We start from the raw sequence: 21311 nt of genomic DNA, 5'->3' as shown, positions 1-21311 counted from the left end.
GCACCCCTTGCGGAGGAGCACGCGATGGTCGTTCCTGTCCTGTCCGTTGCCGGATTGAAGACCTCGTTCCGGAACCGCGGCCAGTGGACGTCCGTGGTCCACGGCATCGATTTTACTGTCGGCAAGCGCGAGACCGTCGCCCTTGTCGGCGAATCGGGTTCAGGCAAGAGCGTCACCGCCATGTCGGTGATGCAGCTGCTCGACCCGAAGCTCACCCGCATCGAGGGCAGTATCCGGCTCGAGGGCGAGGAGCTCCTGGGGCTTACCGACCAGCGGATGAACGCCGTGCGCGGCAAGCGCATCGGCATGATCTTCCAGGAGCCGATGACGAGCCTCAACCCGGTGATGCCGATCGGTGAGCAGATTGCCGAGGCGATTCTCGCCCATAAGGCGATTTCCCATGCGGAGGCGCGCGCCGAGGCCATCCGCCAGCTCGATCGTGTGCGCATCCCCGATGCCGCGGCGCGCTATGCCGAACATGCCCACCAGTTCTCCGGCGGCATGCGCCAGCGCGTGATGATCGCCATGGCATTGGCCTGCGGCCCCAAACTGCTGATCGCCGACGAGCCGACCACCGCCCTCGATGTCACCATCCAGGCCCAGATCATCGAGCTCATCAAATCGCTGCAGGACGAGGAGGACATGTCGGTCCTCTTCATCACCCACGACATGGGAGTCGTCGCCGAGATCGCCGACCGCACGGTCGTCATGCGGCACGGCCGGCTGGTGGAGGAGGGGGCGACGGTCGAGATCTTTGCCCATCCACGCCAGCCTTATACCAAGGCGCTGCTCTCGGCCGTGCCCAAGCTGGGCTCGATGGCGGGCGAGCCCCGCCCCCGCCGATTCGCCATAGCCGACCCCGAAACGGGTGTGCTGGGCGAGCCCGCCGCCAGCCTCGATACCGTCGATCACGAGGGGCCACCGGTGCTGGAGGTCAACAACCTCGTCACGCGGTTCGCCATCAAGTCCGGGCTTCTCGGCCGGGTCAAAGGCCGAGTCCACGCGGTCGAGAACGTATCGCTATCGCTTAAGCGCGGCGAAACGCTCTCGATCGTCGGCGAATCCGGCTGCGGCAAATCGACGACGGGGCTTTCCATCCTCCAGCTCATCTCACCGCTCTCCGGCTCGGTGCGGCTCGACGGTGAGGAAGTGACCGGGCTTTCCGAAGAGGCGATGCGCGCCCGCCGCAAGCGCATGCAGATGATCTTCCAGGATCCCTTCGCCAGCCTCAATCCGCGCATGACAGTGGGCGCCGCCATAGCCGAGCCCATGCTGCTCCACGCCATGGCCAGGCCCGCCGAGGTGCCCGACAGGGTCGCCGCGCTCCTCGAGCGCGTGGGGCTGTCGCCCGCCATGGCCAACCGCTATCCGCACCAGCTCTCGGGCGGTCAGCGCCAGCGCATCTGTATCGCCCGGGCGCTTGCGGTCGAGCCCAGCGTCATTGTCGCCGACGAGAGCGTCTCGGCCCTCGACGTCTCGATCAAGGCGCAGGTGGTCAACCTCCTGCTCGAGCTGCAGGAAAGCCTGCGGCTTTCCTATCTGTTCATCTCGCACGATATGGCCGTGGTCGAGCGCGTCAGCCACCGGGTGGCGGTGATGTATCTGGGCGAAATCGTCGAGATCGGCTCGCGGGCCGACATCTTCTCCAATCCTCAGCATCCCTATACCAGGAAGCTCCTTGCGGCTGTGCCGGTCGCCGATCCGGCCCAGCGCAACCGTCGCCGCGCCGTCGGCAACGAGGATGTTCGCAGTCCCGTGCGCCCGGCGGACTATGTACCGCCGCCAAGGGAATACAGGCAGGTTTCGTCCGGCCACCTTGTCATGGCCTGAGGCGCCCGGCGTCATGCCGCGAGCTTCCGGCGCGCCCGTGCCGGCCCTGGCATGCCGCCTGGACGCGGCTGAATTCATCCTCGTCAGCAGAGCGATCGGGGCCGATGCGATAATCCGGGAAGCGGAAGGGAATCCTGATGCGTAAGCCTACCACTGGAGGTGGCAAGTCAGTATCGACCGGCAGGTGCTGCGTTAGGGCTGCGCGGAACCAGAATGGACTAGAGCCTCCAACCGCAGCATTCCGACGATGTCTGAAAAGCAAAAAAGGCCCTTGCGGCCCTTTTGTCATCGAGGCTTTGCCGAGCCTTGATATTTGGAGCGGGCGATGGGATTCGAACCCACGACCCTAACCTTGGCAAGGTTATGCTCTACCCCTGAGCTACACCCGCGCTCCATGCCCCCGGCGCTTGTTGGCACCGCGACGCGCGCCTATATGCCCAATCGAAAGCTCGATTGCAACCCATATTTTGGCGCCTTGCGGCTTCGTTCCCCATGAGGGTTGCCAGGTGCCTGCTTTGCGGCGCAAGAAGAGCTATAAGCATTCTAAACAAGAACGCACGAAGGCCCTTTTTCGATGACCATCACCCTCAATGGCTCCCCCGCAGAGGCAACGCAACCGGCCGGCGGCTTCGTCACGGATTCGTCGGACCGCGCCTTTAAGGCCGATGTGATCGACGCTTCGCTCGAGGCGCCGGTGCTTGTCGATTTCTGGGCGCCCTGGTGCGGCCCCTGCCGGCAGTTGACCCCCGCCCTCGAGAAGGTCGTCAACGAGAAGGCCGGCAAAATCCGCCTCGTCAAGATCAACATCGACGAGAATCCGGCCATCGCCGGTCAACTCGGCATCCAGTCGATCCCCGCCGTCTTCGCCTTCGCCGGCGGGCGGCCCGTGGACGCGTTCATGGGCGCCATGCCCGAGAGCGAGGTGCGGCGCTTCGCCGACCGCGTCATCGCCGCCGCTCCCGCCCCGCAGCCGCAGGCGGGCTCGCTCGAGGAGCAGATCGGCGAGGCGCTGGCGGCCGCCAACGAAGCGCTCGGTCAGGGGGACCTGTCGCGCGCCGCCCAGATCTTCGGCCTCGTCTTGCAGCGCGAGCCGACGCACGCCGCCGCGCTCATCGGCCTTGCCAAGGTCTACCTCGCTGCCGGCGAGAGCGAACAGGCGCAGGCGACCTTCGACATGATCCCCGAGGAGGCCCGCACCGGCGACGATTATGCCGCGCTCGCCGGGTCCCTCAAGCTCCTGACCGAGGCTGCCGGCCTCGGCGAAGCCGATGGCCTCAAGGCGCGGCTCGACGCCGATCCGGACGATCACCAGGCCCGCTTCGACCTCGCGGTCGTGCTCAACGCGCAGGGCGACCGGCTCGCCGCCGCCGAGGCGTTGGTGGCGCTGATGAAACGCGACCGCGCCTGGAACGAGGACGGGGCGCGCAGGAAGCTCATCGAGCTCTTCGAGGCCTGGGGTCCCAAGGACCCGGCGACCGTCAGGGGCCGTCGGCTGCTTTCCGCCGCACTCTTTTCCTAACTAGGTACAATGACGGGCCCGGCCGTTGGCCGGGCTCACAGACCAGTAAAAGCCATGCTCAAGCGCCCCGTTTCGCCCCTCGATGTTCCCAATTCCGTTCCGGTCTTCCCACTGAGCGGAGCCCTGTTGCTGCCTTTCTCGCACCGGCCGCTCAACATCTTCGAGCCGCGCTATGTCGAGATGGTCGACGCGGCGCTGCGCGGCGACCGGCTCGTCGGCCTCATCCAGCCCGAGGACACCTCGCTCGAAAGCCCGCCGGGCCGCGCGCCCCTGCAGAAGATCGGGTGCCTCGGGCGCCTGACGCATTTCGAGGAGAACGGGGAAGGGCGCTACTTCATCATCCTCGAGGGCATCACGCGGTTCATGCTGAAATCCGAGCTCACCGTGATGACGCCCTTCCGGCAATGCGTCATCGACACCACGCCCTTCGCCAGCGATTTCGTGCGCGACCACGGCGAGGAGGAGGTCGACCGCGAGCGCTTCGTCAAGATGATGCGCGACTATGCCGAGTTCGCCAATATCGAGCTCAACTGGGACGAGATCGAGCGCACCGGCACCGCCGACCTCGTCAATTTCTGCTGCATGGTTTCGCCCTATGGGGCGGCCGAAAAGCAGGTGCTGCTGGAGGCGCCATCCCTCCTCGATCGCGCCGAGACGCTCATCGCCATGACCGAATACGAGATGCATCGCGGCGGCGCCGGGGGCGGGGCGCCGCTCAACTGACAGGGGAGCCGGAGGCGATGACCGAGCCGCGCCACGTCGTCGACGTCCGCACCCTCGAAATACTGGTCTGTCCGCTGACCAAGACGCGGCTGACGCTTTCCCCGGACGGCAGCGAGCTCATCTCGATCGCCGCGCGCCTCGCCTTCCCCATCCGCCAGGGCGTGCCGATGCTCAGCCTCGACGAGGCGAGAAGCTTCGATCCGGACGAGATCAAGACGGTGCTTTAGGGCTTCTTCTTCAACCCCATGTAGTGCGCCCGCTCCTCGGGCGGGAAGTGCTCGATCGCGTAGCGCAGCATCACGCGCGGCATGGTGGGCGCATGCCGCTCAAGGAAGGCCGTCAGCCGCTCGCGGTGCTTGCCGGTGAGCGCGCGCAGCACGCCGCCGACGGCCTTGTGGATGAGGTCTTCCTCATCGGCGAGGAGACGTTCGGCCAGCGCCAGCGCATCGTCTGCTTCGCCCTGCTTGACGAAATGCAGGGTCGCAAGGATCGCCGTGCGTCGCTCCCAGAGGTTTTGCGAACGCGCCAGCTGGTAGAGCACGTCGCGCGGCTTGTCGGCGAGATAGCGCCCGACGACGTTCCAGGCGCCGAGGTCGACGAGGTCCCAGTTGTTGATGCGCTCGTGCCGGCGCAGGTAGAGCTCAAAGAGTTCGCGCCGCCCCTCCTCGCCGGTCTTTTTCGCCGCCGCCTTCCTGGCCATGATCGAGACGGCGCCGGCCCGCGCCTCATGGATGTCGCTGTCGAGGAGCTCCTCGATCTCGCCGAGGGGCATGGCGATGTGTGCCTTGGCCAGCTCGAAGACGGTTCCCATGCGCACGCCGATGAAGCGGTCGCCCTCGCCATAGTCGCCGGGTCCCGCCTTGAAATAGCGGGCGATCTTCTTCAGCTCCGCGTCGGACTGGTTGGCCCAGAGGGCGGCGATGAAGGCCTCGGCGGTCGGCGTCGGATCGCTCATCGGCTACTCCGCGAGGTAGGCGGCCATCTTGTCGAGCACTTGCTCGAGCCCCATGCGCGACATCTCGACGGTCTTGGCCGACCCGTAGCCCTTTTCGAGCACGCTCATGCGCGTGCCGCCGGTGTCCGTCGCCTCGAAGGTGACGAGGTGCGGCACGACGTCGGGGATATCGGGCGGCAGGCCGATGGCGGCGGGATCGACGGGCTCGCCCTCGACATCGACGAAATCGAGGTCGAACGCGATCCGCTCATGGGGCACGATCTGGCTGTAAGTCCAGCTGTTGCAGAGGTCTGGTCCCTGTGGCGGGCGCATGCAGACGAGCGAGGTGCCGCCGATGCGGAAGTCCATCTGCGCCACCGGAACGGTGAAGCCCCGCGGTCCCCACCAGGCCCTGACGGCATCGCCGTCGCTCCACGCGTTCCATACCGCCTCGACGGGCGCTTCGAACTCGCGGGTGATCTCGAGGTCGTGCGTCTCCTGCGCCGTGGTGGCGCCGGTAAGGCAGAACGCGACGGCCGCCGCAGTCCTCAGGGCAAGTCGATCCATGGCACCCTCCCTTGATGCGATGAAATCCGATTTGAATGACGAGGGCTACGACGCCTTCTGCGTCGTCAGTCCCTCCAACACGCGGTCGAGCCGCTGGTAGCCGGCCTCCATGCCCTCGGTCATGCCGCTGGCGAGCGCGCCTTCGCGGGCCTGGGCCGAGGAATAGAGGACGGTCTGCGTGACCCTGGTGCCTCCGTCTTCGCGCGAGAACACCGCGGTGACCAGCGCTTCGCCGCCCGTCCAGTCCTCGTCGAAGATCTCGCTCGAAACGAGTTTTTCCGGGCGCACGATTTCCTTGAGCGTCCCGGTCATGCCCATGCTGACCCCTTGCGTGTTCTGCCAGACATAGCGGTATTGCCCGCCGACCCTGAGGTCGATCTCGCAGACCGTGAAGCGCCAGCCGTCGGGGCCGGTCAGCCATTGCTTGACGAATTGCGGCTTGGTCCAGCAGTCGAAGACCAGCTCAGGCGGCGCCGCGAAGCTGCGTTCGATCACCACGGCGCTCTCGCCGTCTGCCCGTACTTCCAGTTTGCTCGGCATCGTTGCCTCCTCGGTGCTGTTCTCAGTTGTCGCGCTCGGGCCGGCCGGCGGTCGACTGAAGATCGTCCAGCAGAGCGTCCAGACGGCGAAAATTGCCTTCCCAGACCTTGCGGTACTGTTCGAGCCAGCCGGTCGCGGCCTTCAGGGCCTCGCCCTCGATGCGGCAGGGGCGGCGCTGCGCGTCGCGCCCGCGCGAGATGAGCCCGGCGCGCTCCAGCATCTTCAGGTGCTTGGAAATCGCCGGCTGGCTCATGGCGAAGGGTTCGGCCAGCTCCATCACCGAAGCCTCTCCCTCGATCAGCCGGGCGAGGATCGCCCGGCGGGTCGGGTCGGCGAGGGCGGTGAAGGTGGCGTCGAGGCGTTCGGACTCGGTCATTTCATAACCTGAACATTCTATAACTATATTGTTATATAGAACACGCGCTTTGTCAAGCGGCAATGAAGTGGTGAGCGGCAATCAGATCGGGTGGCCGCGCAGCAGCCGCGGGCCGCTTGCCGAAACGCCGGCGGCGACGCGGATCATCGCGTTCTTGACCGGTCCGGCGCGGTCGACGAGGCCGAGACCGACGTCGCGCAACGCCCGTACCGGGGCGATGTCGTTGGAAAACAGCCGGTTCATGCCGTCGGTCACCAGCGCCATCTGCGCCGTGTCGAACCGGCGCCAGCGCTGGTAGCGATCGAGCACGTCGGGAGCGCCCGGGTCCATCCCCAGCCGCATCGCCTCGATCGCCGCTTCTGCGAGCGCGGCCACGTCCTTGAGGCCGAGATTGAGCCCCTGGCCGGCAATCGGGTGGATGACATGGGCCGCGTCGCCGATGAGCGCCAGCCGCTCGCCGGCGAACTGGCGGGCGATCTGCAGGCGCAGCGGAAAGCTCTGCACCCGCTCCTCGATGGTGACGGCGCCGAGGGTCGAGCCCATCGCCGCCTCGATCTCGCGGGCGAGCGCCTCGGGATCGAGGGTGGTCAGCCGCGCCGCCTCGGTGGTGCTCTCGGTCCAGACGAGCGAGGAGCGCTTGCCGGGGAGCGGCAGGCTGGCGAAGGGGCCGGCCGGCCGGAAGTGCTCGTAGGCGACGCCCTCGTGGTCGAGCTCGTGGCCGATGGTGGTGACGATCCCAGCCTGGTGGTAGTCGTAGCCGACGGTGGAGATGCCGGCCATGGTGCGCAGGCCCGACTGCGCCCCGTCGGCCGCGGCAATCAGCGGAGCGGCGAGGAGCCGTGCGTCGGCGAGCCGCAACCGCGCGAGGTTCCCCTCGACGACGAAGCCGGCGACCTCGGCCGGCGCGATGACCTCGATCCGGCCCTCGATCGCCTCCAGCAGCACCTCTGCCATCGTCGTATTGGGCACCATGTGGGCGAAAGGCTCGCCGGGTGCCACGTCGCCCTCGAAATCTAGGAACAGGGGCCGGGCGATGTCGCCCGTGCCCGAATCGGTGATCTTCATCGCCCGGATCGGCTGGGCGGCGGCTTCCATCTGCGACCAGATCCCGAGCGTCTCGAAGATGCGCCTGACCCCGGCGGCGATGGCGCTCGCCCGGCTGTCCCTCGGCACCGAGAGCGCCCGCCGCTCGACGAGGCCGATGTGTGCGCCCGATAAGAACCGCGCGAAGGCCAGCGCCAGCGTCAGCCCTGCCGGCCCGCCGCCCACGATCAGGATGTCGTACCGCTGGATGTCGTCCTGTGCCTGGGCCATCGTCGCGCCTCGCTGTCTCGTTCGGGCAAGAATCCCGCGCCGGCGGCGCAAAGTCCAGCCGCCACAACGCCGCGCCGAAATAGTGCTCAATTCGTGGTCAATATCGCAATGTTGCTGGTTATTTTGGCGGCAAGTTGCCGCCCATCGGTTGCGCAACGGCGGCGCGGCGCACATCTCGATCCAATTTTCCTAAAAGAATCAGCATGTTGTCGATTATGGCGGCAGTTTGGCACGCGACTTGAGTCAGTCATGTCATCGCATGTGCTGAGAAAGGAGCATCCATGAAGCTGGTGGTTGCAATCATCAAGCCGTCGCGGCTCGAGGAGGTCCGCCAGGCCCTCAACTCGCTCGACGTCCACGGCATGACCGTGACCGAGGTCAAGGGATATGGCCGCCAGAAGGGTCATTCCGAGATCTATCGCGGCACGGAATATGCCGTGCACTTCCTGCCCAAGCTCAAGGTCGAGATCGCCGTCGACGACGGCCAGGCCGACGCGGTGGCGTTCGCCATCCGCGAGAGCGCCCAGACCGGGCGCATCGGCGACGGCAAGATCTTCATCCTCGACCTGCTGGCCGTCACCCGCATCCGCACGGGTGAGACCGGCGCCGCCGCGCTCTAGAAACACAGCTCTTTTTTATGGGGGATTAAACGACAATGAGGGACATCAAGCCCATCAAACTGCTCGGGACTGCGGCCGCCGCATCGCTGCTCCTGGCGCTCCCGGTCCTCGCCCAGGACGCAGAGGTCGCCGGCGAAGCCGCCGAGGCCGCCGCCGCTCCCGGCTTTCCCGATGAAATGGTCTTCATCCTCAATTCGCTGCTGATGCTGATCGGCGGTTTCCTGGTGTTCTGGATGGCCGCGGGCTTCGCCATGGTCGAATCCGGCATGGTGCGCACCAAGAACGTCTCCATGCAGCTTTTGAAGAACATCTCGCTCTTTTCCATCGCCTGCATCATGTACTACCTCATCGGCTACAACCTCATGTATCCGCTGGGGGCCTGGGCCATCGGCTCGGACGAGACCGGCGGGTATCTGGGCGCGTTCGCCATCGCTGCTCTGGAAGCGGTGGGCGTGGGCACCGGCGAGGTGGCCGACATCTCCTATGCGGCCACCAGCGCCGACTTCTTCTTCCAGGTGATGTTCTGCGCCACGGCCGCCTCGATCGTCTCGGGCACGCTCGCCGAGCGCATCAGGATCTGGCCGTTCCTGGTCTTCACCGTCGTGCTGACGGCGCTGATCTACCCGATCCAGGCCTCCTGGAAGTGGGGCGGCGGCTTCCTCGACACGCAGTTCGGCTTCCTCGACTTCGCCGGCTCGACGGTCGTGCACTCGGTCGGCGGCTGGGCGGCGCTCGCCGGCGCCATCCTGCTCGGCGCGCGCAAGGGCAAGTACAACGCCGACGGCACCGTCAACGCCATGCCCGGTTCCTCGATGCCGCTGGCCACGCTCGGCATGTTCATCCTCTGGCTCGGCTGGTTCGGCTTCAACGGCGCCTCCCAGCTCGCCATGGGCACCGTTGGCGACGTCTCGGATGTCGGGCGCATCATGGCCAACACCAATGCCGGCGCCGTCGGCGGGGCCCTGGCCGCGATGATCCTCACCCAGATCATCTACAAGAAGGTTGACCTGACCTTCGTCATCAACGGGGCGCTCGCCGGGCTCGTCTCGGTCACCGCCGAGCCGCTGATGCCGGGGCTCGGCACCGCCAGCCTCATCGGCGCGGTCGGCGGCCTCATCGTGGTGCTGACGGTTCCGCTGCTCGACAGGTTCAGGATCGACGACGTGGTGGGCGCGATCCCCGTGCACCTCTTCGCTGGCATCTGGGGCACCATCGCGGTGGTCTTCACCAATCCCGACGCGACCCTCTGGGGCCAGCTCGCCTCCATCGTCATCGTCGGCCTCTTCGTCTTCATCGTCTCCTTCGCGGTCTGGTTCGTCATCAAGACGGTCATCGGCCTGCGCCCGAGCGAGGAAGACGAGGCGCTGGGGCTCGATAAGGCGGAAGTGGGCGTCGAGGCCTATCCCGAGTTCTCTTGAGGTGAATCCGGCGGTCCGGCTCCGGCCGGGCCGCCACCCCGCTTCTTGCAAGCGGCGTGCAGCCTGTGCTCCCTCTTGGCCCGCCACAGAGGCTTCCCACTCGCAAACCGGCATGGGCTGCACACCCCTTGCAAGACCGGCGCCCGCGCGGCATCGCCGCCGGCCGGACTTGCAAGCCCAGCAAAACGGCTGTCACAAGACTGCCATATTATTGCTCACGACGTGCGCAGATTGCCTAATCCATGTGCAGATCGTGATTCCGATTGAGGCATCCCGGATGCCCGGTTTGCTTAACAGCCTGTAAATTCACGCAGATTTCATCACGCGCGCATCTGGCACGCCATTTGAGTCTTCCTCGGCATCCCACCGGCCGTTCGCCGCCCCAGGAGGAGACTTCATGAAACTGGTGATTGCAATCATCAAACCTTCGCGCATCGAGAACGTGCGCGAGGCGCTTTCCGCCCTCGACGTGCACGGCATGACCGTCACCGAGGTCAAGGGTTATGGCCGCCAGAAGGGCCATTCCGAGATCTACCGGGGCGCCGAATACACCGTCAACTTCCTGCCCAAGCTCAAGCTCGAGGTCGCCGTCGCCAGCGATCGCGTCGACGCGGTCGTCGCCGCCATCCGCGAGGCCGCCAACACCGAGCGCATCGGCGACGGCAAGATCTTCGTCATCGACCTTCTGGCCGCAACCCGCATCCGCACCGGCGAGACCGGTCCGGACGCGCTCTGACCAGTTCCCCCGCGGAGTCCAACCCCAATGAACCTGCAAAGACTTTCAACCCTGCCTGCGGCCGTCGCGGTCGCCCTCGCCACCAGCCTGCCGGCCTTCGCGCAGGAAGCCGCGGCCCCGGCCGAGGAAGCTGTCGAAGCCGTCGCCGCCGTCGTCGACAAGGGCGATACCGCCTGGATGCTGGTGTCGACCGTCCTTGTCATCCTGATGACCATTCCGGGCCTGGCGCTCTTCTATGGCGGCCTGGTGCGCTCCAAGAACGTGCTCTCGGTCCTCACCCAGGTGTTCGCGGGCTTCGCCATGATCGCCCTGCTCTGGGTCGCCTACGGCTATTCGCTGGCCTTCGCCGGCCCGAGCGAGGGCGGTCTTTCGGCCTTCATCGGCGACTTCTCCAAGTTCTTCCTCGCCGGCGTCACGCCCGATTCGCGCGCGGCCACCTTCTCGGCCGGGTTCGAGCTGCCCGAACTGGTGTTCGTCTGCTTCCAGCTGACGTTCGCGGCCATCACCGCAACCCTCATCGTCGGCGCCATCGCCGAGCGCATGAAGTTCGGCGCGCTGATGGCGTTCCTCGCCCTCTGGTTCACGTTCTCGTACCTGCCGATCGCCCACATGGTGTGGGCGGGTCCCGGCCTGCTCTTCGGCATGGGCGCCTATGACTTCGCCGGCGGCACGGTCGTCCACATCAACTCGGGCGTCGCCGCGCTCGTCGCTGCCGTGATGCTGGGCTCGCGCCGCGACTACATGAAGGAGCCGATCGCGCCGCACAACCTGTCGCTGACCTTCATCGGGGCGTGCCTGCTCTGGGTCGGCTGGTTCGGCTTCAACGCCGGCTCCAACCTCGAGGCCAATGGCCTGACCGCCCAGGCCTTCCTCAACACCATCACGGCTCCCGCCGCCGCGGCCCTCGCCTGGGCGATCGGCGAGCGCGTGACCCGCGGCCACGCCTCGGCCCTCGGCGCCGTCTCGGGCGCCGTGGCGGGGCTCGTCGCCATCACGCCGGCCGCCGGGTTCTCGGGCACGTTCGGGGCGATCGTCCTCGGCGCCGTCGCCGGCTTCATCTGCCTGTGGGCGGTCGTGACCTTGAAGCCGATGCTCAAATACGACGACAGCCTCGACGTCTTCGGCATCCATGGCGTCGGCGGCATCGTCGGGGCCATCGGAACCGCCATCGTCGCCAATCCCGGCTTCGGCGGCTACCCGCTCGACGGCTACACCATGGGCGGCCAGCTGGTGACGCAGATCGTCGCGGTCGTCATCGCCGTCGCCTGGTCGGCGGTGGTCACGGTCATCGCCATCACCATCGTGCGGGTGCTGTTCGGGGGCCTGCGCGTTTCGGACGCGGCCGAGAGCGACGGCCTCGACCTGTCGACCCACGGCGAGCGCGCCTACAACTGATCCCGTGAGCCGGGGCGAAACGCTCCGGCCCGTCTCCCGACTGGGCCTGCCGCACCCGCGGCGGGCCCTTTTCGTTGCAGCCCTGCATCGTCCATTCCGAGCGGTCTCATGGTTAGCATGCGATTAACCACAGGCAGTCTAGGATCGCGGCACTCTGGGCCAGCGATTCCCGCACGGCCGGGCGATCTGTTTTGCGTACGAGAATGCCGACACATCCGACCCCCATCCTCGACGAAATCCGCACTCCCGCGACCCGCGCCAGCCGCATGGCGCCGCCGCCGCGCGAGAGTTCCCCGGGGCTTTCCATCGCCATCCGCATTCCGCTGCGGCTGGCGGGTTTCGTGCTGCTTGCCATCGTCGCGATCGCGCTCGTCTCGCTCGCCTCCTGGTCGGTGGACGATCCGAGCCTTTCCTATGCGACGGCGAAGATCCCGCAGAACTGGCTGGGCTTTCCGGGCGCGGTCGTCGCTGACCTGATGTTCCAGGTCTTCGGGCTCGCCAGCCTCGTGCTGCTGCTGCCGCTGGCGCTCTGGGGCTGGGCCATGGCCCGCCGGCAGCGCATCGTCAGCTTCGGCCTGCGCGCCGGAGCCTGGGTGCTGTCGTCGGTCCTCGCCTGCGGGGTGTTCGCCTTCGTGCCCATGCCCGAGACCTGGCCGCTGCCGACCGGGCTCGGCGGCCTCGTCGGCACGGGCTTCACCAATCTCGCCGCGGTCGTCGCCGGCGCCGATCCGCAACCGATCACGGCGGCCCTCTTTGCCATCATCATCGCCGCCCCGGCGCTTGCGGCCTACTGGATCGCGCTCGGCCTCGGCAAGACCGAGCCCGCCGCCGGGACCGCCGGCGCCGAGCGCAACCGCGCCGCCGCGCGCGAGGAGGATGGAGAGGGGGAGCGCGAGTCCAATCCCATTTTCGATATCGCCATCGGCGCTCTCGTCCACATGGGGTATTCGGCCCGCACCGCCTTCCGGCGCGCCCGCGCCCGGCAGGAGGAGCGCCGCGCCACCGGCCAGCAATTCGACGATCACACGGCCGAGCCCGGCTTCGAGAGCCGTTCCGCGCCGGCCGAGCCGCGCCGCGAGCCGCAGTTCGGCGGCGAGCGCCGCATCGCCGCGCCGAGCGTCGCTTCCCCGGAGCCCGGTGCGCACCGGCACGCGGGCGGCTACGAGGACGAGGCGGTCATCGACTATCCCGACGAGCCAGACTACGACGACGTGCCCTTCGACATCGATCCGGCGCCGCCGGCGGCGACCCGTTCCTCCGCGGCCCGGCGCGAGCCGGCAGCCATCGCCGATACTCGGCAGGGCGATTCGCGGTTCGTCTCGGCCCGCGTTGCCGCGCCCGCCCAGCGCCCGGCGCCGGGCGCGCGCGTCATGCGCGAGGCGCAGGGTTCTCTGCTGCTCGAGGATGGCGGCGGCTTCGAGCTGCCGCCCCTGAGCCTTCTCGCCGAGCCGCGCCACACCGGCGTGCCGGAAGAGCATCGCCCCGAGCACCTCGAAGCCCTGGCCCGCCAGCTCGAGGGCGTGCTGGAAGATTTCGGCGTCAAGGGCGACATCATCAATGTGCGCCCCGGTCCGGTCGTCACCCTCTTCGAGCTGGAGCCGGCACCCGGCATCAAGTCGAGCCGGGTCATCTCGCTCGCCGACGACATCGCTCGCTCGATGAGCGCCATCTCGGCGCGCGTCGCGGTGGTGCCCGGCCGCAACGCCATCGGCATCGAATTGCCCAACAAGACGCGCGAGACCGTTTACCTGCGCGAGATGCTCGGTTCCTCCGACTTCGAGAAGATGAAGGGCAAATTGCCCATCTGCCTCGGCAAGACCATCGGCGGAGAGCCGGTGATCGCGGACCTGGCGCGCATGCCGCACCTCTTGATCGCCGGCACCACCGGCTCGGGCAAGTCGGTCGGCATCAACACCATGATCCTCTCGCTCCTCTACCAGATGACGCCGGAGCAGTGCCGCCTGATCATGATCGACCCCAAGATGCTGGAGCTGTCGATCTATGACGGCATCCCGCACCTCCTGACCCCCGTCGTCACCGATCCGCAAAAGGCGGTGGTCGCGCTCAAATGGGCGGTGCGCGAGATGGAGGACCGCTACCGCAAGATGAGCAAGATCGGTGTCAGGAACATCGACGGCTTCAACCAGCGCGTCTCGGAAGCGAGGAAGAAGGGCGAGGTGCTGACCCGCACCGTGCAGACCGGGTTCGACCGCGAGACCGGCGAGCCGATCTTCGAATCGGAAGAATTCGACCTCGAGCCCTTGCCCTACATCGTCATCATCGTCGACGAGATGGCCGACCTGATGATGGTGGCCGGCAAGGACATCGAGGGCGCCATCCAGCGCCTGGCGCAGATGGCGCGCGCGGCCGGCATCCACATGGTCACCGCCACGCAACGCCCCTCGGTCGACGTCATCACTGGCACCATCAAGGCCAACTTCCCGACCCGCATCTCGTTCATGGTCACCAGCAAGATCGACTCGCGCACCATCCTCGGCGAGCAGGGGGCCGAGCAGCTCCTGGGCAATGGCGACATGCTCTACATGGCCGGCGGCGGGCGCATCAAGCGCCTCCACGGCCCGTTCGTCGCCGACGGCGAGGTCGAGGCCATCGTCAGTCACCTCAAGAGCCAGGGCACGCCCGAATACCTCGATTCCATCACCGAGGACGAGGACGGCGAGATCACCCCCGAGATGACCGGCGACGACTATGCGGGCTCCGGCGACGAGCTCTACGACAAGGCCGTCCACATCGTCTTAACCGACAAGAAGGCCTCGACCTCTTACATCCAGCGGCGCCTCGCCATCGGCTACAACAAGGCCGCCACCCTCATCGAGCGCATGGAGCAGGAGGGGGTGATCTCGTCGCCCAACCACGCCGGCAAGCGCGAGATCCTGGTGGGGGCGGACCAGTACTAGCCCGTCGCACTATTCTGCCCTACCCACCGCCTGTCATCCCGGCGAAAGCCGGGACCCAGTAAACGGCGCGGGTGCGGTTTTGCACTCCAACCACCAACCCTCACCGCGTCATCCCCGCGAACGCGGGGACCTCCGTTGGCAGGACCAACAAGGATAACAGAGGTTTCCGCTTTCGCGGAATGACCCCTGTGGGTCGGAGGTATTGTGCCAGTCGCAGTGGCGTCGTTTACTGCGTCCGCTGAGTTCTCAAACGAAGTGCAACAGTTGGATTGAGAAGGCTTCGGCTGGGGTTTTCTAGTCGAGGCATTTTCTGGGTGTGTTGTTATAGGCGGCAATGAGCTCGATGAAGAGTTTGTCGTCGATACTGGCCAGGTCGGTCTTGCGGGGCAGGAAGCGTCGCATGCGGCCGATGGCGTTCTCGATGCCGCCCTTTTGCCAGGGGGCATGAGGGTCGCAGAAGTAGGTGGCGATGCCGGTCGGGTTGAGCGTGTAGTGGCGGGCGAACTCGGTGCCGTTGTCGAAGGTGACGGTCTGGCGCAGCGACTGCGGCAGGGGCTCGAGGGCAGCCCTGAGGGCCCGGGCAACCGGTTCGGCCTGCTTTGACGGCAGCCGGCTGCCGACCAGAATGCGGCTCATGCGCTCGTGCAGCATGAGGATGTTCTGACCGTAGCGGGCGAAGGCCATCAGGTCGGCTTCCCAGTGGCCGGCGCTGCTGCGCTGGTCCACCTCGGCGGGCCGTTCGCTCAGCCCGACCCGGTGGCTCATGTGCAAGGCCGGACTGCCGCCCCGGCCCGAGCGCCGGCCGCGCTTGAACTTGGCGCGCGCCAGGTAGCGGCGCCAGCTGAAGTCGTTGTGGCGCGCGATCTGGGCATAGATGAACCGGTAGATCGTCTCGGTGCCGATCCGGCCCGACCGCCCGGCGATCTGCTCGGGCGACCAGCCGATCGCCAGTTGCCCCAGCACCAGGGCGCGCAACTCGTCATCACGCTCAAGCCGGCTGCCGCTCCAACGTCGCGCCTTGGCCTGCTGGTCGGCATAGCTCGGCTTGTAGCCCACCGTGCTGCCGCTGTTGCGCTTCAGCTCCCGAGAAACCGACGATGGCGCGCGATCCAGAGCTGCAGCGATCTGCCGGATCGAGACCCCCGCTGCCGATAGCCGGGCAATCTCGATCCGCTCCTCAACTTTGAACTGTCCATACCGCTGTCCCATCGCAACACCTTAAGCTGGTGTTGCACTTCGTTTGAGAACTCAGCGGACCCAGCCCTGAACCACCACGAGCACGAGCGGCTGCGTTTCCTGCCCCGTTCACACACCTTGCGGCTGGCGCGGATCACCAGGGCGACATCGAGAGTTGGGGGCATCGAGGACCTGATGGCGGAGCTCGCCACTACTGCGACGCGATCTCCCGCGCGCGTTCCAGGGGCCCCGGCAGCTGCTTGTCGATGTCGAAGCGGCCGCTTTCGACCTGGGCGAGGAATTCCTGGCAGAAGGCGGATTTGTCGCCGGCCTGGTTGTAGGCGCTCATGATCTGGCTGCCGGCATAGGTCTCGGCGGCGCGCCGCTCGGCCTCTTCGGCTCCCCCCAGACGCAGGATCACCCGGTCGGCGAGATCGAGAAAGCCGATGTTCCTCAGGTACCAGTCCTCGGCGGCTTGCCGGTAGGCCGGATCGAGCCCGGTCGTCTCGTAGCAATGCGTCGTCATCACCGAGACGATGGTCTCCGAGCCGTGGAAGGCCATGAGCTCGCCGATGAGGGCGGCGTCATCGGGCTGGGCGCGGGCGGGAAAGGCGGGACTCAACTGGCCGAGGGTCGCGACGACCAGCGCGACCGAGAAACGCATGAGATGGCGCAAGGCGCACTCCGAAAGAACTCTTTTTTGGGCGGTGCCGGCGGACCGGGAACGCTGCATCCAAGACCACGCCTCAATGCGGCGCAATCCTTGCCGAAGGCTTAATCCCGATGCGCCGGACAACCGCCCTCTACAAAACGTGAAGGACCCGCCGGCGGCGGGCCCCTCTCAAAAGCAGACGAATACGGCGGTTTAGAGCTAAAGGTCGAGCACCAGGCGCTCGGGGGCCTCGAGGCTCTCCTTGACGCGCACGAGGAAGGTGACCGCCTCCTTGCCGTCGACGATGCGGTGATCGTAGGAGAGCGCCAGGTACATCATCGGGCGGATGACGATCTGCCCGTCGACGACCACCGGCCGCTCCTGGATCTTGTGCATGCCGAGGATGCCGGACTGCGGCGCGTTGAGGATCGGGGTACTCATCAGCGAGCCGTAGACGCCGCCATTGGAGATGGTGAAGGTGCCGCCCTGCATGTCGGCCATGGAGAGCTGTCCGTCGCGCGCCTTCTTGCCGAGGACGCCGATGGCCTTCTCGATCTCGGCGATCGTCATCTGGTCAGCATCGCGCACCACCGGCACGACGAGACCCTTGTCGGTGCCGACCGCCACGCCGATGTGGGCGTAGTTCTTGTAGATGAGGTCGTCGCCGTCGATCTCGGCATTGACCGTCGGGATTTCCTTCAAGGCATGGACGACGGCCTTGGTGAAGAAGCCCATGAAGCCGAGCTTGACGCCGTGCTTCTTCTCGAAGAGCTCCTTATACTGGTTCCTGAGGTCCATGACCGGCTTCATGTCCACCTCGTTGAAGGTGGTGAGCATGGCGGCCGTGTTCTGCGCGTCCTTCAAACGCCGCGCGATGGTCTGGCGCAGGCGGGTCATCTTGACCCGCTCCTCGCGCGCCTCGTCATCGGCGGCGACCGGGGCGCGGGGAGCCGCCGGGGCCTTGGCCTGCGGCCGCTCGGTCGGCTGCGCGTCGACCGTGCCGGGGATCGGCGGAACCGGCGCGGGAGCCGGCTTGCTCATGGCGGCGAGCACGTCTTCCTTGAGGACCTGGCCGGCCTTGCCGGAGCCCGCGACGTCGCCGGCCGAGAGGTTGTTCTCGGCCATCAGCTTCTGGGCGGACGGGGCCGGGGCCCGATCGGAGGCGGCTGCGGCGGGCGCGGCCTGCTGGCTGGCGGCCGGCGGGGCGGGCGCCTTGGCCTCGGCGGGCTTGGCGGGTTCGGCAGGCTTGGCGGTCTCGGCCGGCTTGGCCGCGGCGCCGTTGGGGGCGATGGCGCCCAGCAGCGCGCCGACATCGACCGTGTCGCCCGGATTGGCGGCAATCGCCTCGAGAACGCCCGCGGCGGGTGCCGGCACTTCGATGGTCACCTTGTCGGTCTCGAGCTCGACCACCGGCTCGTCGGCGGCGACGGCGTCGCCCACCTTCTTGAACCATTGGCCGATGGTGGCTTCGGTGACGCTTTCGCCCAGCGTCGGCACGCGGATTTCTGTCGACATTGTTTGATCCTTGTTTCTGCCTTAGGCGGCGAATGCTTCGTCGAGGAACGCCTGAAGCTGCGCCAGGTGCGTGCGCATCAGGCCCGTGGCCGGCGAGGCCGCGGCCGGCCGGCCGACATAGCGCACACGCTGGCCGGTGCGGCCCATCTGGTCAAGCACCCATTCCACATAGGGCTGGATGAACGCCCAGGCACCCATGTTCTTGGGCTCCTCCTGGCACCAGACCACCTCCGCATTGGGGAAGCGGTTCAGTTCATCGAGCAGCGCCTTGGCCGGGAACGGATAAAGCTGCTCGACGCGCAACAGGTAGACATCGTCGAGCCCGCGCTTCTCGCGATCCTCGAGCAGGTCGTAGTAGACCTTGCCGGTGCAGAGCACGACGCGGCGGATCTTGTCGTCGGCGGCAAGCTTGACCGTCGTCTTGGGCGCGCCCGGCGTTTCCGCATCGTCCCAGAGCAGGCGATGGAAGCAGGAGTCCGGCCCGAGCTCGACGAGGCTCGAGACCGCCCGCTTGTGGCGGAGCAGCGACTTCGGCGTCATCAGGATCAGGGGCTTGCGGAAGTCCCGCTTCACCTGCCGCCGCAGGATGTGGAAGTAGTTGGCCGGGGTCGTGCAGTTGGCGACCTGCATGTTGTCCTCGGCGCACAGCTGCAGGAAACGCTCGGGGCGGGCCGAGGAGTGCTCGGGGCCCTGGCCCTCGTAACCGTGCGGCAGGAGCATGACGAGGCCCGACATGCGGAACCACTTGCGCTCGCCCGACGAGATGAACTGGTCGATCACCACCTGCGCGCCGTTGACGAAGTCGCCGAACTGGGCTTCCCAGATGGTCAGCGCCTTGGGCTCGGCCAGCGAATAGCCGTATTCGAAGCCGAGCACGGCCTCTTCCGAGAGCATCGAGTTGATGACCTCGTAGCGGCACTGGTCGGGCGAGAGGTTATTGAGCGGCGTATAGGACTTGCCGTCGACCTGCTGGTCGTTGAGCACCGAATGGCGCTGGCTGAAGGTGCCGCGCTCGACGTCCTGGCCGGAAAGCCGCACCGGATGCCCTTCGGTGACGAGGGTGGCGAAGGCCAGCGCCTCGCCGGTCGCCCAGTCGATGCCCTCGCCGGATTCGATGGCGGCGAGGCGGTTGTCCATGAAGCGCTTGACGGTGCGATGGACGGCAAAGCCCTCGGGCACGCGCGTCAGCTCGACGCCGAGCCTGGTGAGCTGCTCGATCTCGACGCCGGTGTTGCCGCGGCGCGGACCGTCCTGCTCGGCCGGCTTCATTTCCTTCCACACGCCATCCAGCCAGTCGGCCTTGTTCGGCCGATAGTCCTGGCCGGCCTCGAACTCGCCCTCGAGCCTGGCCCTCCATTCGGCCTTGGTCGCCTCGATCTCCTCGGCGGTGAGGAGGCCTTCGGCCACGAGCTTTTCGCCGTAAAGCTCGAGCGTCGTCTTGTGGCTGCGGATGCGCGAATACATCAGCGGCTGGGTGAAGCTCGGCTCGTCGCCCTCGTTGTGGCCGAAGCGGCGGTAGCAGAACATGTCGATGACCACCGGACGCCCGAAGGTCTGCCGGTATTCGACCGCGACCTTGGCGGCGAACACCACCGCCTCCGGATCGTCGCCGTTGACGTGTAGCACCGGCGCCTCGATCATCTTGGCGACGTCGGTGGGATAGGGCGAGGAGCGCGAATAGAGCGGCGAGGTGGTAAAGCCGATCTGGTTGTTGATGACGAAGTGGATCGACCCGCCCGTGCGGTGACCCTTGAGGCCCGAAAGCCCGAAGCACTCGGCGACGACGCCCTGGCCGGCAAAGGCCGCATCGCCATGGAGCAGCAGCGGCAGGACCGTCGAGCGGTCCGGCTTGCTCTCGGGATCGAAGGAGACGAGCTTGCCCTCGGGCGAGATGTGCTGGTCCTGCTTGGCGCGCGCCTTGCCCAAGACCACCGGATCGACGATCTCGAGGTGGGACGGGTTGGCGGTCAGCGACAGGTGCACCTTGTTGCCGTCGAACTCGCGGTCCGACGAAGCGCCCAGGTGATACTTGACGTCGCCCGAGCCCTCGACGTCCTCGGGATAGAAGGCCCCGCCCTTGAACTCGTGGAAGAGCGCGCGGTGCGGCTTGGCCAGCACCTGGGTCAGCACGTTGAGGCGGCCGCGGTGGGCCATGCCGAGCACCACGTCCTTGATACCGAGCGCGCCGCCGCGCTTGATGATCTGCTCGAGCGCCGGGATGAGCGATTCCGCCCCGTCGAGGCCGAAGCGCTTGGTGCCGGTGTACTTGACGTCGAGGAACTTCTCGAAGCCTTCCGCTTCCACGAGCTTGTTGAAGATCGCTTTCTTCCCCTCCGGGGTGAAGGTGATCTCCTTGTCCGGGCCTTCGATGCGCTCTTGGATCCACTGCTTGGACTCGGGATCGGAGATATGCATGAACTCGATGCCGAGCGTGCCGCAATAGGTGCGCTTGAGGATCGCCAGCATCTCGGGGATGGTGGCGTATTCGAGCCCCAGATAATTGTCGATGAAGATCTTGCGCCCGTAATCGCCTTCGGAAAAGCCGTAGCTGGCCGGATCGAGCTCTGGAGCCGGTTCCTCGGCCTTGAGCTTCAAGGGGTCGAGGTCCGCATGCAGGTGACCGCGCATGCGGTAGGCGCGGATCATCATGATGGCGCGGATGGAATCGCGGGTGGCCTGCAGCACCGCCTCGGCGCTGGGCGCGGGCGCGCCGGCGGCCTCGGCCTTCTTCGTCACGGCCTTTTCGGTCTTGACCGCGATTTGGCCCCAGTCGCCGTCGAGGGCGGAAACCAGGTCGCCATTGGCCGCTTGCGGCCAGTCGCGCCGGGCCCAGGACGGGCCCTCGACGTTGCGCCTGGCGTCGGCGCCGGAATCTTCGAGCTTGGAGAAGAAGGAGCCCCAGGTTTCATCGACGCTCGCGGGATCGGTCTTAAACCGGGAATAGAGCTCTTCGATGTAGTCGGCGTTGCCTCCGTAGAGGAACGAGGTCAGCAAGAACGTGTCGTTCTTTTCCTGTCGTGTCATTGCTCTGTCGCGAGGCCTCTCGCCCCGCCATCCTTCTCAACGAGCCGGCAGGTG

At 66.8% G+C, this 21311-nt stretch carries 18 protein-coding genes and 1 tRNA gene; 9 read left to right on the top strand and 10 right to left on the bottom strand.

All coding sequences use genetic code 11. The features are described 5' to 3' along the window. The first annotated feature begins 24 nt into the window (after positions 1–24). On the top strand, positions 25–1830 hold the full coding sequence (locus tag VE25_RS20705; RefSeq protein WP_046110572.1) for an ABC transporter ATP-binding protein: 1806 nt from the start codon (positions 25–27) through the stop codon (positions 1828–1830). A 314-nt stretch (positions 1831–2144) separates the two neighbouring features. On the opposite strand, the gene VE25_RS20700 is transcribed toward VE25_RS20705, so the two are convergent. After that, positions 2145–2219, bottom strand: a tRNA-Gly gene (locus VE25_RS20700). A gap of 185 nt (positions 2220–2404) precedes the next feature. On the opposite strand from VE25_RS20700, the gene trxA reads away from it, so the two are divergent. Genes trxA through VE25_RS20685 form a run of 3 tightly spaced genes read left to right on the top strand, consistent with a single transcriptional unit; the run spans position 2405 to position 4299 of the window. Continuing rightward, on the top strand, positions 2405–3349 hold the full coding sequence (gene trxA / locus VE25_RS20695) for a thioredoxin (RefSeq protein WP_046110571.1): 945 nt from the start codon (positions 2405–2407) through the stop codon (positions 3347–3349). A 54-nt stretch (positions 3350–3403) separates the two neighbouring features. Beyond that, positions 3404–4072 (top strand): LON peptidase substrate-binding domain-containing protein, encoded by a 669-nt coding sequence (locus VE25_RS20690; protein ID WP_046110570.1) that lies wholly within the window; start codon positions 3404–3406, stop codon positions 4070–4072. A gap of 17 nt (positions 4073–4089) precedes the next feature. Beyond that, entirely contained in the window at positions 4090–4299 is a 210-nt protein-coding gene (locus tag VE25_RS20685) for a Trm112 family protein (protein ID WP_046110569.1), read from the top strand. Here VE25_RS20685 and VE25_RS20680 read toward each other — a convergent pair. The 5 genes from VE25_RS20680 to VE25_RS20660 form a co-directional block, all read right to left on the bottom strand. Then, positions 4296–5027 (bottom strand): DNA alkylation repair protein, encoded by a 732-nt coding sequence (locus VE25_RS20680; RefSeq protein WP_046110568.1) that lies wholly within the window; start codon positions 5025–5027, stop codon positions 4296–4298. The genes VE25_RS20685 and VE25_RS20680 overlap by 4 nt on opposite strands. A gap of 3 nt (positions 5028–5030) precedes the next feature. Next, entirely contained in the window at positions 5031–5573 is a 543-nt protein-coding gene (locus tag VE25_RS20675; protein WP_083989093.1) for an SRPBCC family protein, read from the bottom strand. Positions 5574–5618: 45 nt separating this feature from the next. After that, positions 5619–6113, bottom strand: coding sequence for an SRPBCC family protein (locus tag VE25_RS20670; RefSeq protein ID WP_046110567.1), 495 nt, complete (start codon positions 6111–6113; stop codon positions 5619–5621). A 22-nt stretch (positions 6114–6135) separates the two neighbouring features. Continuing rightward, positions 6136–6489 carry an ArsR/SmtB family transcription factor gene (locus VE25_RS20665; RefSeq protein ID WP_046110566.1) on the bottom strand — a complete coding sequence of 118 codons (354 nt, stop codon included), beginning with the start codon at positions 6487–6489 and terminating at the stop codon, positions 6136–6138. An 81-nt stretch (positions 6490–6570) separates the two neighbouring features. After that, positions 6571–7803, bottom strand: coding sequence for an FAD-dependent monooxygenase (locus VE25_RS20660; protein ID WP_046110565.1), 1233 nt, complete (start codon positions 7801–7803; stop codon positions 6571–6573). 281 nt (positions 7804–8084) lie between these two features. Between VE25_RS20660 and VE25_RS20655 the strand changes: the two genes are divergently transcribed. The 5 genes from VE25_RS20655 (at position 8085) to VE25_RS20635 (ending at position 14890) form a co-directional block, all read left to right on the top strand. Next, positions 8085–8423: a P-II family nitrogen regulator gene (locus VE25_RS20655; RefSeq protein WP_046110564.1), complete on the top strand. Its 339-nt coding sequence runs from the start codon at positions 8085–8087 to the stop codon at positions 8421–8423. A gap of 35 nt (positions 8424–8458) precedes the next feature. Next, complete coding sequence (locus VE25_RS20650; RefSeq protein WP_083989092.1) at positions 8459–9841, top strand: ammonium transporter; 1383 nt, start codon at positions 8459–8461, stop codon at positions 9839–9841. Positions 9842–10238: 397 nt separating this feature from the next. Then, a complete protein-coding gene (locus VE25_RS20645; protein ID WP_046110563.1) occupies positions 10239–10577 on the top strand; it encodes a P-II family nitrogen regulator in 339 nt (112 codons plus the stop codon). A gap of 27 nt (positions 10578–10604) precedes the next feature. After that, positions 10605–11972, top strand: coding sequence for an ammonium transporter (locus VE25_RS20640; RefSeq protein WP_046110562.1), 1368 nt, complete (start codon positions 10605–10607; stop codon positions 11970–11972). 266 nt (positions 11973–12238) lie between these two features. Next, positions 12239–14890, top strand: coding sequence for an FtsK/SpoIIIE family DNA translocase (locus tag VE25_RS20635; protein WP_046110600.1), 2652 nt, complete (start codon positions 12239–12241; stop codon positions 14888–14890). A gap of 294 nt (positions 14891–15184) precedes the next feature. Here the strand turns inward: VE25_RS20635 and VE25_RS20630 are convergent, their stop codons facing one another. The 4 genes from VE25_RS20630 to VE25_RS20615 form a co-directional block, all read right to left on the bottom strand. Next, complete coding sequence (locus VE25_RS20630) at positions 15185–16099, bottom strand: IS30 family transposase (RefSeq protein ID WP_046110561.1); 915 nt, start codon at positions 16097–16099, stop codon at positions 15185–15187. Positions 16100–16277: 178 nt separating this feature from the next. Continuing rightward, entirely contained in the window at positions 16278–16742 is a 465-nt protein-coding gene (locus VE25_RS20625) for a hypothetical protein (RefSeq protein WP_046110560.1), read from the bottom strand. A 195-nt stretch (positions 16743–16937) separates the two neighbouring features. Next, positions 16938–18233, bottom strand: coding sequence for a 2-oxoglutarate dehydrogenase complex dihydrolipoyllysine-residue succinyltransferase (gene odhB / locus VE25_RS20620; RefSeq protein WP_046110559.1), 1296 nt, complete (start codon positions 18231–18233; stop codon positions 16938–16940). 21 nt (positions 18234–18254) lie between these two features. Beyond that, positions 18255–21257 (bottom strand): 2-oxoglutarate dehydrogenase E1 component, encoded by a 3003-nt coding sequence (locus tag VE25_RS20615; protein WP_046110558.1) that lies wholly within the window; start codon positions 21255–21257, stop codon positions 18255–18257. Positions 21258–21311: the final 54 nt, after the last annotated feature.

The sequence above is a fragment of the Devosia geojensis genome (genome assembly GCF_000969415.1).
Lineage (GTDB): Bacteria > Pseudomonadota > Alphaproteobacteria > Rhizobiales > Devosiaceae > Devosia > Devosia geojensis.
This window is presented reverse-complemented; position numbering and strand designations above follow the sequence as displayed.

Excerpts from the sequence above, each read along its gene's own strand:
- VE25_RS20705 (WP_046110572.1), top strand. The coding sequence starts at position 25 with ATGGTCGTTCCTGTCCTGTCCGTTGCCGGATTGAAGACCTCGTTCCGG.
- trxA (WP_046110571.1), top strand. The coding sequence starts at position 2,405 with ATGACCATCACCCTCAATGGCTCCCCCGCAGAGGCAACGCAACCGGCC.
- VE25_RS20690 (WP_046110570.1), top strand. The coding sequence starts at position 3,404 with ATGCTCAAGCGCCCCGTTTCGCCCCTCGATGTTCCCAATTCCGTTCCG.
- VE25_RS20685 (WP_046110569.1), top strand. The coding sequence starts at position 4,090 with ATGACCGAGCCGCGCCACGTCGTCGACGTCCGCACCCTCGAAATACTG.
- VE25_RS20680 (WP_046110568.1), bottom strand. The coding sequence starts at position 5,027 with ATGAGCGATCCGACGCCGACCGCCGAGGCCTTCATCGCCGCCCTCTGG.
- VE25_RS20675 (WP_083989093.1), bottom strand. The coding sequence starts at position 5,573 with ATGGATCGACTTGCCCTGAGGACTGCGGCGGCCGTCGCGTTCTGCCTT.
- VE25_RS20670 (WP_046110567.1), bottom strand. The coding sequence starts at position 6,113 with ATGCCGAGCAAACTGGAAGTACGGGCAGACGGCGAGAGCGCCGTGGTG.
- VE25_RS20665 (WP_046110566.1), bottom strand. The coding sequence starts at position 6,489 with ATGACCGAGTCCGAACGCCTCGACGCCACCTTCACCGCCCTCGCCGAC.
- VE25_RS20660 (WP_046110565.1), bottom strand. The coding sequence starts at position 7,803 with ATGGCCCAGGCACAGGACGACATCCAGCGGTACGACATCCTGATCGTG.
- VE25_RS20655 (WP_046110564.1), top strand. The coding sequence starts at position 8,085 with ATGAAGCTGGTGGTTGCAATCATCAAGCCGTCGCGGCTCGAGGAGGTC.
- VE25_RS20650 (WP_083989092.1), top strand. The coding sequence starts at position 8,459 with ATGAGGGACATCAAGCCCATCAAACTGCTCGGGACTGCGGCCGCCGCA.
- VE25_RS20645 (WP_046110563.1), top strand. The coding sequence starts at position 10,239 with ATGAAACTGGTGATTGCAATCATCAAACCTTCGCGCATCGAGAACGTG.
- VE25_RS20640 (WP_046110562.1), top strand. The coding sequence starts at position 10,605 with ATGAACCTGCAAAGACTTTCAACCCTGCCTGCGGCCGTCGCGGTCGCC.
- VE25_RS20635 (WP_046110600.1), top strand. The coding sequence starts at position 12,239 with ATGGCGCCGCCGCCGCGCGAGAGTTCCCCGGGGCTTTCCATCGCCATC.
- VE25_RS20630 (WP_046110561.1), bottom strand. The coding sequence starts at position 16,099 with ATGGGACAGCGGTATGGACAGTTCAAAGTTGAGGAGCGGATCGAGATT.
- odhB (WP_046110559.1), bottom strand. The coding sequence starts at position 18,233 with ATGTCGACAGAAATCCGCGTGCCGACGCTGGGCGAAAGCGTCACCGAA.
- VE25_RS20615 (WP_046110558.1), bottom strand. The coding sequence starts at position 21,257 with ATGACACGACAGGAAAAGAACGACACGTTCTTGCTGACCTCGTTCCTC.